The sequence below is a fragment of the Viridibacillus sp. d25.2 genome (genome assembly GCF_055456015.2).
The window spans coordinates 3,364,517-3,376,680 of sequence record NZ_CM196652.1; the positions used below are offsets into that span (position 1 = coordinate 3,364,517).

Annotated in this window: 11 protein-coding genes and 1 pseudogene; 5 read left to right on the forward strand and 7 right to left on the reverse strand. The window is 33.0% G+C overall.

The window, feature by feature from the left end:
- The first annotated feature begins 462 nt into the window (after positions 1 to 462).
- Positions 463 to 1,404, forward strand: coding sequence for an NAD-dependent epimerase/dehydratase family protein (locus ACZLO7_RS16605; RefSeq protein WP_464937494.1), 942 nt, complete (start codon positions 463 to 465; stop codon positions 1,402 to 1,404).
- A 710-nt stretch (positions 1,405 to 2,114) separates the two neighbouring features.
- Positions 2,115 to 2,294, forward strand: a pseudogene (locus tag ACZLO7_RS16610) (IS3 family transposase); the annotation flags it as partial.
- A 471-nt stretch (positions 2,295 to 2,765) separates the two neighbouring features.
- Here ACZLO7_RS16610 and ACZLO7_RS16615 read toward each other — a convergent pair.
- On the reverse strand, positions 2,766 to 3,518 hold the full coding sequence (locus ACZLO7_RS16615) for an alpha/beta hydrolase (protein WP_464937493.1): 753 nt from the start codon (positions 3,516 to 3,518) through the stop codon (positions 2,766 to 2,768).
- A gap of 299 nt (positions 3,519 to 3,817) precedes the next feature.
- On the opposite strand from ACZLO7_RS16615, the gene ACZLO7_RS16620 reads away from it, so the two are divergent.
- Positions 3,818 to 4,723 carry a LysR family transcriptional regulator gene (locus ACZLO7_RS16620; protein WP_464937492.1) on the forward strand — a complete coding sequence of 302 codons (906 nt, stop codon included), beginning with the start codon at positions 3,818 to 3,820 and terminating at the stop codon, positions 4,721 to 4,723.
- Between the two features lie 68 nt (positions 4,724 to 4,791).
- Here the strand turns inward: ACZLO7_RS16620 and ACZLO7_RS16625 are convergent, their stop codons facing one another.
- The 6 genes from ACZLO7_RS16625 to ACZLO7_RS16650 form a co-directional block, all read right to left on the reverse strand.
- Positions 4,792 to 5,100, reverse strand: coding sequence for a hypothetical protein (locus ACZLO7_RS16625; RefSeq protein ID WP_464937490.1), 309 nt, complete (start codon positions 5,098 to 5,100; stop codon positions 4,792 to 4,794).
- 100 nt (positions 5,101 to 5,200) lie between these two features.
- Positions 5,201 to 6,163 (reverse strand): oxygen-dependent tRNA uridine(34) hydroxylase TrhO, encoded by a 963-nt coding sequence (gene trhO / locus ACZLO7_RS16630; RefSeq protein WP_464937489.1) that lies wholly within the window; start codon positions 6,161 to 6,163, stop codon positions 5,201 to 5,203.
- A gap of 300 nt (positions 6,164 to 6,463) precedes the next feature.
- The gene (locus tag ACZLO7_RS16635) at positions 6,464 to 7,123 is read right to left on the reverse strand and encodes a CPBP family intramembrane glutamic endopeptidase (protein ID WP_464937488.1); all 660 of its coding nucleotides are present in this window, start codon (positions 7,121 to 7,123) and stop codon (positions 6,464 to 6,466) included.
- 330 nt (positions 7,124 to 7,453) lie between these two features.
- Complete coding sequence (locus tag ACZLO7_RS16640) at positions 7,454 to 8,173, reverse strand: ABC transporter permease (protein ID WP_464937487.1); 720 nt, start codon at positions 8,171 to 8,173, stop codon at positions 7,454 to 7,456.
- Entirely contained in the window at positions 8,173 to 8,961 is a 789-nt protein-coding gene (locus ACZLO7_RS16645) for an ABC transporter permease (protein ID WP_464937486.1), read from the reverse strand. Before ACZLO7_RS16645 ends, ACZLO7_RS16640 begins: the two co-directional genes overlap by 1 nt.
- A complete protein-coding gene (locus ACZLO7_RS16650) occupies positions 8,945 to 9,682 on the reverse strand; it encodes an ABC transporter ATP-binding protein (RefSeq protein WP_464937485.1) in 738 nt (245 codons plus the stop codon). Before ACZLO7_RS16650 ends, ACZLO7_RS16645 begins: the two co-directional genes overlap by 17 nt.
- A 413-nt stretch (positions 9,683 to 10,095) precedes the next feature.
- Here ACZLO7_RS16650 and ACZLO7_RS16655 point away from each other — a divergent pair, with 413 nt between their 5' ends.
- Complete coding sequence (locus tag ACZLO7_RS16655) at positions 10,096 to 10,812, forward strand: LytR/AlgR family response regulator transcription factor (protein ID WP_464937484.1); 717 nt, start codon at positions 10,096 to 10,098, stop codon at positions 10,810 to 10,812.
- A gap of 254 nt (positions 10,813 to 11,066) precedes the next feature.
- Positions 11,067 to 11,993 carry a GHKL domain-containing protein gene (locus ACZLO7_RS16660; RefSeq protein ID WP_464937482.1) on the forward strand — a complete coding sequence of 309 codons (927 nt, stop codon included), beginning with the start codon at positions 11,067 to 11,069 and terminating at the stop codon, positions 11,991 to 11,993.
- Positions 11,994 to 12,164 lie beyond the last annotated feature (171 nt).

Sequence of the window (12,164 nt, forward strand, 5' to 3'; positions counted from 1 at the left end):
GTCTATAAGTGGAAATATATTGAAAAATAATGAGCTGTAATTTAAAATTTTATTAGCTAAAAATTTTCAACCAAATACCTGTTATTGAAATTATTTACATTTATATTTATTATCCATTTAAATTTTGAAATTGTAAAATCATTTTTGTCTGCATAATAAACAAAATTTGAAATTGCAAAGAATAGGAACTTGCAGTCAAAAATGTTAGTTTTGAAAATATTAAATGAAATTACCACAATGATTGGGGTATTTACAAAGAAATTCAGCAACTTCTATTGGAGGGGGTATTTTTAACAACATATGATAACACCTTGTCTTTTAAAGAATGTCAGTCGATCAATTAGAGTTGGAACAAAAAGTTATTGAACTTTACAAACAAACATTCTCTTTCAGAGAAAAGATACATCGTTTTATTTTTGATTAAAAAGAATAAACAAACTATTTTTTTGGGGGTACTTCTAAATGGAAAATGAATATCATGCAATTTTTGGAACAGGTCCACTAGGACTAGCGATAATGGATCAGCTTATTCAAGACGGTAAAAATGTACTTTTAGTGAATACGAGTGGAAAAGCGGATGTTCCTCAGTCTGTAAAGGTCATAAAAGGAGATGCTACGAAACTAGAAAGTGTAATGGATATTTGTAATTCTCATGAAATTTCAGTCCTTTATCATTGCCTAGGACTTCCCTATTCATCTTGGGCAGAGTTATTTCCAATAATGATGGATAATATTATCGAAGCAGCGGCAATTCATCAGATTAAAATAGTTTACGCAGATAATCTCTATGCATACGGTCCTCATGACGAACCGCTTCATGAAAATGCTTCGTATAATACAGTTGGTATGAAAACAAAAGTACGGGCTGAAGTAGCAACAAAATTAATGAATGCTCATAAATCTGGTAAGGTTCAAGCAACGATTGGGCGAGGTACGGATTTTTATGGACCACGTGTCAAAACTTCAGCATTAGGGGAACAGGTAATTAAAAATTTAATGGAAGGAAAGCCAGCAGATGTTTTGGGAAATCCTGATACAAAACACTCCTATATTTTTATACGTGATTTTGCTAAAGGACTTATAATGCTTGGAGAACATCAAGATGCATTAGGTGAAATTTGGCATATACCTACTAACGAACCTAATACTACACGCACAATTGTACAAAAAGTTGCAGATGAGCTTGGTACAACAGCTAAGTATAGAGTTGCTGGGAAGTTTATTGTTAATATTGCAGGATTATTTAATTCCGACATGAGAGAGCTTAAAGAATTGATGTACCAGCATTTATACGATTTTATTGTAGACTCAAAAAAATTCCAGAAAAATTTTCCAATTTCAATTACCCCCCAAGATGAAGCGATTCGGCAAACGGTTGATTGGTATAAAACAGCATATAAATAATTTGATCACAACTGTCGATGAACAAAAAAATCATGTAGTAACTCCCCAGTCAAACCAATAAGACAACAACCGTTACCCGAAGTTTGACTTGTTGCGATGGTCCTAATTCTATTAAAAGTAGGTGATGAAAAACGAATTGTTTTTCATCACCTACTTTTTTATAGACCTATTAGACAACCATCTTAAATAAAAAATGTTTATATTGAACTCATACTCAAGCTTCTTTAACATATGTTGAATTGACAGAATATTCATAAAATTAAAAGGAGATGAATCCATCAATGGAAGCTCGAAATTTCAGACCTCGGAATGTGATTTTTATGACAATTGTTGTTTGTGTATCAGTGTTAATTGGTTACGCTATTTATATAAATTTTCATTAGCGTTGCATAAAAGATCAATGCGAAGTCAACTGACTATAAATATGTTATAATTTCATTTTATTGAATAGTTGCAATGTTCAGATATATATTATGTTCAATTACAAGAAAAAAAGACAACCCTCCTTTAAAGGTAGCCTTTCATCCATTTTTTGGTGCATTAAATATTTAACATATCGGATTGTAGGTTACATCATTTAAATGTTCGAACGTTCCGGATTCATACTGTGCTAAGGTTTCTTCGAAAATTTGTTGATGCCGTATTTTTCGGCGACCGCAAGAGGTTCGTTCTGGTTCTTTGAACAGTTCTTTTACAGCTGATAATGCCCCCTCGAATCGCTTCATTCCGTATTAAAGTCTGAAACGCTCTACTTAGACAGCTTAAGAAGTACTACGACTGCAATCGTAGAACAAACCGTCAAAGACTATATAACTTATTATAACCATATCCGAATTCATACAAAACTAAACAACCAGTCGCCGATACTATACCGACAACTGGCTGGATAAATGCTTTTATGATCCCTGTCTTATTTAGAGGGGTCAGTCCCCTTTAATTAAGACAGGGATGGGTACCCGATTTTGTCCGTTAATTAGACACCCATTTTTCTACGGGTATTGCTTGTTACCCCTATCCTCCATGTAGTTTCATAGCTTCGTTTGTTATGCGAGATCCGTGTCCCAACCAGCCTCAATCATGTTTTACAAGTAGGGGGCGAACTGTTTAGCTGACGGGATCAAGTCCCACGGGTGCTTACGTTCTACCCCGGCTACAGTTATCATATATCGATATAAAAAATGGTCAACCAGAAATATTTTCTGGCTGACCTTATAATACGAACGGGGACTTTAGTTTAATAAAAAGGAAAGGGCGTTACATATTGGTCATATAAAATATGTAATGCCCTTTTATTTATTTATCTTTTTTTATTTAGGTCTTGATAAGTTAACTAACACAAGTGCTTTCTTTATTAGAAATAATTAGTTTGCGATTGACCAGTCAATATGGTCAAGGAAATATCTTACATCTTCGCATACTTTGTCTCGTTCTTTACCAGTTGTAATAATGTGGCCTGACTCTTTGTACCAAATTATATTTTTGTCATCTACATCTATGCTATTATAGATAAAAGGTGCACTTTGTTGATAAATTGGCGCATCTAGTGAACCTTGCATTACTAATATTGGTGCTTTTATTTCGTGTAAATCCTCACAAGTTTCTTCTGTTATTCTCTGTATATCATTTAATGAGCCTTTCGGTGTTGCCTTCAGTGTTTCAAGCTCAGCAATAATTTCATCTCTTGTTTTTCCTTCAAAAGATTTGTAGATTTTAGCATAGTCATAAAGACGATCGAAAAGCCCATCAGTACTGTCACGTTTAATCGGTGCACACATTGATACGACTCCTTTTACTGGGAACTCTTCACCTACGCGTAATGAGAAAACAGCACCAAGTGAAATACCGACTACAGCAATGTCTTCGTAACCTGAGTCTTTTAAATAATTATATCCTGCAACAACATCATTCCACCAGTCTTCTGGACCTGTTTCAAGTAATTCTTCTGGTGTTCCACCATGTCCTTTATACATTGGTGCATGAACAGTATATCCTTGTTTTTGCAAATATGTTCCTAATCTCTTTACATCCTTTGTACTTCCTGTGAAGCCATGAAGTAATAATACTGCTTTATTTCCTCCTTCGAGAGTAAAAGATTTAGGGGCAACTAATTTCATATTGACTGTCTCCTTCTTAATAGACAAATAATTAATTTTGGTCTAAGCCATTCCGTTTATAGTAAAACATATCTTCTCCATGACTTTCTATAATGTGAGATATGTTTGCATTTAATATTTAATAAAAGTCGATTTTTTTTAAAAGCCATATTCTTTCAAAAAATTCTATCTTTATGTTGTGTCTATTTTATGTCTATTTCATATTAACATTGACGATTAATAATGTATAATTTATAATTCTCATCATTATCATGCATAAAAGGTATCAATCGTTTCACTATAAAAGAGGTGGTTTCTAAATGGAATGGCAACAGCTCGAATATTTCCAAAAGCTTGCTCATATTCAACATATGACTCGAGCAGCTGAGCTTTTATCTATCTCACAACCTGCACTTAGTCGTTCTATCGCACGACTTGAAGAAGAGTTAGGTGTGCCTTTATTTGAAAGACAGGGACGCTCTATTGTTTTAAATCGTTACGGAGCTATGTTTTTAAAACGAGTAAATAATATTATGCAGGAATATCATGATGGCTTACATGAAATTCAAGAACTTGTCGATCCAAATCAAGGTGAAGTTTCTCTCGGCTTCTTACATACTTTAGGCACAAATGTAGTACCAGATTTAATCCGACTATTCCGTAAAGAATTTCCTGATATCCATTTTCAATTAATTCAAAATCATACACATACACAATTGAAGCAATTAAAATCTGGTGAGCTTGATTTGTGTTTACTAGCAGAGATGGAAGTCGATAAACCTATTCAATGGACTGAGTTATGGCGAGATGAATTGTATCTAATCGTGCCGATTTATCATCCACTAGCGATGAAAAAGTGCATTACACTGAAAGAACTAGCTGATGAATCATTTATTTTACTAAAAAAAGGGTATGCCCTTCGTATTACGGTTGATGAAATTTTCGAGAAGGTCGGAATTACACCTAAAATCACATTCGTAGGTGATGAAGTAGGAACTGTGGCAGGATTTGTAGCCAATGGACTTGGTTTTTCCTTGTTACCCGATGGTGAGGAGATTAATCCGAGAAAAATAGCTAAAATTAGTATCAGTGATGTGAAATGCGAGCGAATTATCGGCATGGCTTGGGCTGAGGGTCGCTATTTATCCCCTGCCGCAAAACAATTCCAAAATTTTATACTGAATTTCTTTGAGGAACGTAAAAAAGCAGCAAAAGAGCGTAAATAAGCTCTCTTGCTGTTTTTCTTTGGTGTAAAAGTTATTAAATATAGATTTAACTGCTATATTCTATTTTATTATGTTAATTCAACGATTAATTCGACCACTTGATCCTCTTGTTCTTCCAGTATTTCTAAAACATCCTGATCTCCAATATAGAAATCATTAGCATATTTGTTTCCACCATAACCATCTTTTCCTTCAAAATAGAAGATTTCAGCTACTCCTCTATATTGTATTTTTTCTTGCTCTTGCATATGTATGGTCATTTGAACCTCTTCACCATCAAAATCAGCGAAGTGTTTTGCTAGTACATTGTTATCTATATAAAGAATATTGGGTCCTCTCATTTTTTGAATATTAATTGTTCCTTTTAATGTTGGCATAATAAATTCCTTTCTGTTATCTCAGCATTATCAACAGAGAAAAAGGCTGCAAGTGTAAGGGAGAACCCGACATTTGGCAGCCTTATATAGATACATATAGTTAAGCGAATACTTCGCCGATTTGTGCTAATCGTTCTTTAACTTCTACCTCTGTTAAACCATTACGAGCAATATAGCGGTTGCGAGGGTGTACACGACATTCATGAGTGCAGCCACCTAAATGCTTATCTTCATTTTCTTTTGAAGCGATAATTTGCTTATTACATTCAGGATTTGAACAATTAATATAGCGTTCACAAGGTTCGTCATCAAAATGATCACGACCTACGATAACATGCTCAACTTGGTTCACAGGAACAGTTAGTCGCTCATCGAAAACGTAACATTGACCATTCCATAGTTGACCTTTAGCAACAGGATCTTTACCGTAAGTAACGATCCCACCATGGAGTTGGCTAACGTCTTCATAACCTTCACGTTTTAACCAGCCAGAGAATTTTTCGCAGCGGATACCACCAGTACAATAAGTCAAAATTTGCTTACCTTCTAGTAACTCTTTGTTGTCGCGAATCCAGTCTGGTAAATCACGGAACGTTTCGATATCTGGGCGAATCGCACCTTTGAAGTGACCTACATCAAATTCATACGTGTTTCGTGCATCCACGATTACGGTATTATCTTCTTGCATCTTTTCTAAGAATTCAGCTGGCTCTAAGTAATTACCAGTAATTTCATGTGGGTTAACATCGTCTTCTAGGCTTAAGTTTACTAGCTCAGGTTTTGGACGTACATGCATTTTCTTAAAAGCATGTTGCTCTGATTCATCAATTTTGAAAACGATGCCGTCAAAGCGAGGATCTGCTTTCATATGAGCTATATAAGCATCTGTTTGTTCAACAGTTCCTGAGACAGTTCCATTTATTCCTTCTGAAGCGACTAAAATACGCCCTTTTAATTCAATTGATTTACAAAATGCTAAATGCTCTGCAGCAAATGCCTCTGGGTCTTCAATTGTTGTGTAAAAATAATAAAGTAAAACGCGGTAATTCAATGTTGTTTCCACCTATCGTGTATATTTGCAAGATATAGTTATAGGGTTTTAATGTATAGCATTATTCTTGCAGTCCTTAGTTTAAAGCACTTTTCACAAAAGTACCTACATCATTATACATCATTATTTACTTTTATGTTTGGGGAAAGATTGGAGAACTTTCTGGGAAACATGAAATAATTAAATACAAATTGCAGGCTACACCTTATTATCAAAATAATCCTATGAAATTTAGTAAACAATATGGCCCTTACACTAAAGAATAAGTACAAATCTTTTGAAGAATCGCGCCCGAATGTTGAATACGACTGATTAAATGATGCTAAGAACATAATTATGAAATGCATGTAGTAAGATGACAGTCCATAATGAACCCGTCTTTTTAAAAACAAATCCAAATAGTAAGCCAATAAGAAAAACGTAAATATGAGACCCAAATTGAAAAATGACATCATTGTATATCCAAATTGGATAATGTATGACTAAAAATAATAAAGCCGTTATTATATTCGCCTTCCAAAAAGCTAATTTTTTATTGAACTCTTGTAAAATTAATCCCCTAAATACAATCTCTTCAGCAAGCCCCGCCATTAGAACAGTATTTAGATAGTCATCAAAAGCCAATGAAAAATGAAAAGAAACACCATTAAAGAGGAATGCTTCTAAAATTAAACCGGCCCCTAACAGTAGCGAAAGAAGAATTCCCCAAAATACACCTTCCTTCACATTAACATTCATTTTTAGATAGCTGATTGGATCTGAATGTAAATGGATTTTTATATAAACCCATACTGGAACAATCCAAATGAGACTCTTAACCAATGCTTCTAATAGAGGGGATATTATTTCACCAAATGAATATATGTATTCGATTAACCATGATTCTTTAATGGTCCAAGCTAAGTAAAAAAAGACTAGAAAGCCTATAATTATATTGACATCATTATTTTTTTCTTTGAATGCGGCACTCAAGTTTGACCACCTCTTTCACGTTTTATCTTTAATACGATTGAAGTTAAAGTAGGTTTTGATGTTTTTCGTGTAAACTTATTATCATCATCAATATTCAGGTATGACTTTTCCATTAGAAAACAACAATTTGTATCGGAATTGATTTATGTGAATTTTTATACCAAGCATTATTGACATAATATTGCATGTGCATTCAAAGCCCTCTAGTTAATCCATAAAAAAGTCTTTCAGGAATCTTTACATAAAATAAATTACGTAATTATACTGAAGAATTTGCAACAAAATCTTCAGTATAATCGCACTTTATTAATAGAATCAGTCTATACCAAATTAACGAACATTACGATATAAAAACAACCGAGCAGAAATAGTAAATAATAATACTACCCAAGAAAATTGAACCGCAAGCCCCGACCATTTATCCAATAAGGTATTTACCGCAGGTATTGAAAAAAGATTCAATGTAGCAAGAGTAGGTAAAAATTTTGCCAACTGAGAAATTGTAAACAACATTTGGCTAAGTCCCAAAATAAGCGGGAACATGATAGCGATAGGTGCTATAAGCGATTTTGTCATAATAGATAAGGCAGAGGTAATCCAAGCTAATTGAATCCAACTAAGTATGCCAAGAGAAATACTTCCAAGTAACCGTATCATTAAAGTACCTGTCCATTCCATATCATGTTGAAAGAAAAGAACAAGTAAACTAAGAACACTTGAAACTATTCCTGTAAATACTACAACTATGGTAATATTCACAAATTTCGCACATAATAATTTTAATCTTGATGGTTGTGTGAGGAGTGTTGTTCTTAGAGTAGAGTGCGAATATTCTTGTCCAAAATAACCTGCACTGGCAACAATAATTCCTAGTTGACCTAAATAGAGGGCTTGCAAGCAAAGAGAAAGTATCTCCTTCTCTCTCCCTATCTTTGGTGTATCCGATGTTAATAAGAAGAGTAAGGGAACGATAATAGCTCCGATTACACCTAAAATACACCAACCAAAAGAAAAAAATTTAGTTTTCTCACTACGCAACGCAGCGTACATCAATATTCCCCCCCTACATCATTACGAATAAAAGCATAATAAGATATGATTAAAGTTAATATCACCCATATCAGCAGTATGCTACCGCCTTTTAATGGATCATGTTCAAAAGGGGCTGTTGGTATTGCAATGAGAAGATTACCTGCTGCCACAGGAAGATACTCCCCCCACTCCCATTTTTGCGCTAAATAATTCCCAAGATTGTAAACTTGAGGAACCAAAAACACTAAAGGTACTATAGCATTTCTAAAGAGCATTCCGATCCCAAAAGACAGCATTGTTAGTAAAATCCAATCCAGTACTGACAAGCCAATAAACCGCCAAGCTATTGTACTTAAATAAAATGGATGTAATCCTAGTTCCCCTAAACCAAAGTGAGTAATAGAAATCGTGGCGAAAATTGTCAAAGATGATATAACTGTACTACATATTAAAAGTGCAAGTACTTTCGCACAAAAAACCTGAATACGACTACTTTGACATAGTAAAGTTGTACGTAATACATGATGTTTATATTCACTTGCCCCTATAATACCTCCAAAGACAACCATCGGTAATAAACCAAATAACACGACATCAAATCCAAAATAATCCAAAGGGGGTAAAGCTTCTGCTAATTCCGGGTGAGTTTCTGGTGTCGCGTCTAAACCCATCAGAGCGAAGCTTTTTGCTGTGATAAGTGCAAGTAATGGTTGAATAACGACAACTAAAGCACAAATTACCCACCACACTCTACTTGAACAAATCTTTATCAGTTCAAATCGTATGGTTCTAGAAAAAGTCTTCATCTATTACCTCACCTTCTCCCGTAAGAGAAAAGAACACGTCTTCCAATGATTCCAGATTCTTCATAATATGATGAAGTTCACCTGTCTCTATTATTTTTCCATGATTAATAATAACTACATCGTCCGCCACAGCTTCCACTTCAGAAAGTAGATGTGATGACAACAAAATAGTCTTTCCCAAGTCTGATTGCTGACGAATAAATTTTCTAAACCAGCGAATTCCTGTTGGGTCAAGTCCATTTGTTGGTTCATCAAGGACAAGATATTGTGGGTCTCCCAAAAGAGCTGCCGCAAGTCCAAGCCGTTGACCTTCACCCAATGATAAAGTTCCCAGCCTCGCTTTGCCTTTTTCTGATAAACCGACTATTTTCAATACTTCAGACACACGCTGGAAAGAGATGTTGTTGCTTTGTGCTATGATTTTCAGATGGGTTTCTACCCTTCTAGAAGGAGTGCCTCCTATACCGTCAAATGCTGCTCCTACCACTTTCAATGGAGTATCAAATGTTACATAGTTACTTCCTCCAAAAGTTGCCGTTCCTGTTGAGCGATCAAGTCCTAACAAAATACGAAGTGTTGAGCTTTTTCCTGCACCATTTGGCCCAAGAAAAGCTGTGATTCTCCCTTGTTTTGCTTCAAATGACACATCTTTTAAAACATCTTTTTCTCCATGTCGCTTACATAATTGTGATATAACAATATTGTTTGTAGTATTCGTCAATATAAATATCTCCTTTGAAATAAATTAGTATTGATTAACAGAATTTCAGTTTCTACATACAAATAGGAACTTAACATCGTTAATGTTTCAGATACCTAAAAATATTTGTCTTAATAATAATCTATTTTTAAACTATTTTTCTTTTGTGTAACAAATTGCAAGTTATATGTAATTTTTGACATTATTTCTATTCTAGTCTAATGATTGGATATAGAGAATAAGATCTTTTCTAATAAGAATAATGTCTAATTAAACTGATTATGGAAGATGTTTGTAGAATGGTGGAGGTGGCTAGGTATTTAAACTAATTTACAACTTCTTCCTGAATGGTGGTAAACTATAAAAATAACAAGCATTTTCAGAATGTCTCAGGTTTCAATCTAGGACAAATATAGTAAGAATTTAGGAGTGAAATGATGGTAATAAAAGTTGCTATTTGTGATGATATTCCAGTTATTGCAAAAGCTATCGAAGATTTAATGTTAGAATATGACTCCTCGTTATTTGATATTGATATATTCTACAATCCATTTCGTTTAATTGAATTACTTAAAGAAAATACATATGATTTGTTTATTTTAGATCTTGAATTTCCAAATCTATCGGGAATAGTGATTGCCGAAACCATAAGAAAGAATAATTATAATTGTCCAATTATTTTTATTACAAATTTCAAAGAATATATGGATAAGGCTTTTAAGGTTAACACTTTTGATTACATTTTAAAACCAGTAACAAAAGACAAACTATATCCTACCTTGAATCGCACTATTAAATATTTAGATTTAGATGATTCAAAATTTATGTTTACATTTAACAAAGTTTTTTACAGCCTTTCTTTTAGTGAAATTATTTACTTTGAAAAAAATAAAAGGAAAGTACTTATTCACACACCCTCTGATATATATGAAACGATTCTTCAAACAAAAGCCCTTTTATCTAAAGTTAATGATAATTTTGTGCAGGTCCACAACTCGTTTATTGTTAATGTTAGATATGTAAAACAAATTAGCAATACTACAATTACCGTCAATTTAAATGATAAGCAAACTGTTGAAATACCAATAAGTCGTAAATTTATAGATATTGCTAGAAAACAAATTTTGATGAAGTTAAGAGACTTAATATAATGAATGATACTATCGTTACATTATTCAACTTTAACAATTTTCCTTATATACTTATCAATATCATCTTCACTGCTTTATTGTTTTTAGTTATCGCAAAGAGGACTCAGATAGATTTGAGAAAAGAGTTCTTTTGGGTAATTTATTTACTATTTATGTTTTTAATCTGTGATTCCGTTTCGTTCTTTATTACGAAAGTGGTAACACGATTAGAAAGTTATGATTCAAATTTCCTCTTTATGGCTGGAGGGGGAGCTATGGCTATAATTTTAAAACTAATGGCTGTAGCTGTTCTTAAAATTATCTTTCTTCAAAAGCGTAAATTAAAGAGACCTATAAATGTTTTTCTCCTAATGGCACTAATTTCTATACCAATGATATCGATATTTGTGTTAAGTACTGCTGTAGTATCTGAAATTCATATTATTAATCAACCTAATTTTATTTTTATATTGATTACTACTTGTATTATTTATATGAATTTATGCATACTTTATCTTTATATAACCCTCGGAAATTATTATGAAAAGCTTGAAAAAACTAAAACGGAAAAAAAAGTATTTGAATCCGAATTGAAATTTTTCAAACAACTAAAGGATTCACAATCTAAACTATATTCAATGAAGCATGACTTAAAAAATCAATACGTAGTTCTAATGGGGATGTTAAGTCAGGGAGATACTGCTGGAGCTGAAAAACATCTTCAAAATTCGATACAGAAAATCGAACACATTGATTATTATTTTACAAATAACTATGTGCTAAATTATCTTCTGAATGAAAAAGTGTCTATTGCTGAAAGTAATGGAATAACTTTGAAAGTTAAATCTTTTTTTCCTAAAAAGATTAAATTAGAAACTGATATTTTTGCAGTTGTGCTAGGAAATTTAATAGATAATTCTATAAACGCAGTCTTACGTTTATCTAATTCTAAAGAAAAAGAGATTTCACTTCTTATCAAACAATTTGATAATAACCTACTTATAGAAATTTTAAATATATTTGATACTGCGGAGCTTCAAACTCGAAAGAATAGACGATTCGAGGGAATAGGAATTAAAAATGTGAAAAGAATTGTAGAAGAGCATGGTGGAATTTATAATCAATGGATTCAAGATAATCAGTATATCGTAAGTATACTTTTACTCAATGTATATGAAAAAGAAGATGAATGTAACAGCTAAAATAGAATCAACAGAAACTGCGCTTGAATCGAATGAATACTTTTCGCCAAAATTCGCTATTTCTTATAAACTAGAAATATTTTGTTTAATAGAAGAAACCCACTCATTTTGAAAAAAAGAGAATGAGTGGGTTTAATATTGATAGTTTTTATAAAAATGTTTGATTATTTT

Bases quoted from the DNA above. Each gene is read 5' to 3' on its own strand.
- ACZLO7_RS16615 (WP_464937493.1), bottom strand. From the start codon at position 3,518: ATGAAATTAGTTGCCCCTAAATCTTTTACTCTCGAAGGAGGAAATAAA.
- ACZLO7_RS16645 (WP_464937486.1), bottom strand. From the start codon at position 8,961: ATGAAGACTTTTTCTAGAACCATACGATTTGAACTGATAAAGATTTGT.
- ACZLO7_RS16605 (WP_464937494.1), top strand. From the start codon at position 463: ATGGAAAATGAATATCATGCAATTTTTGGAACAGGTCCACTAGGACTA.
- ACZLO7_RS16655 (WP_464937484.1), top strand. From the start codon at position 10,096: ATGATGGTAATAAAAGTTGCTATTTGTGATGATATTCCAGTTATTGCA.
- ACZLO7_RS16625 (WP_464937490.1), bottom strand. From the start codon at position 5,100: ATGCCAACATTAAAAGGAACAATTAATATTCAAAAAATGAGAGGACCC.
- ACZLO7_RS16660 (WP_464937482.1), top strand. From the start codon at position 11,067: ATGGCTATAATTTTAAAACTAATGGCTGTAGCTGTTCTTAAAATTATC.
- ACZLO7_RS16620 (WP_464937492.1), top strand. From the start codon at position 3,818: ATGGAATGGCAACAGCTCGAATATTTCCAAAAGCTTGCTCATATTCAA.
- ACZLO7_RS16640 (WP_464937487.1), bottom strand. From the start codon at position 8,173: ATGTACGCTGCGTTGCGTAGTGAGAAAACTAAATTTTTTTCTTTTGGT.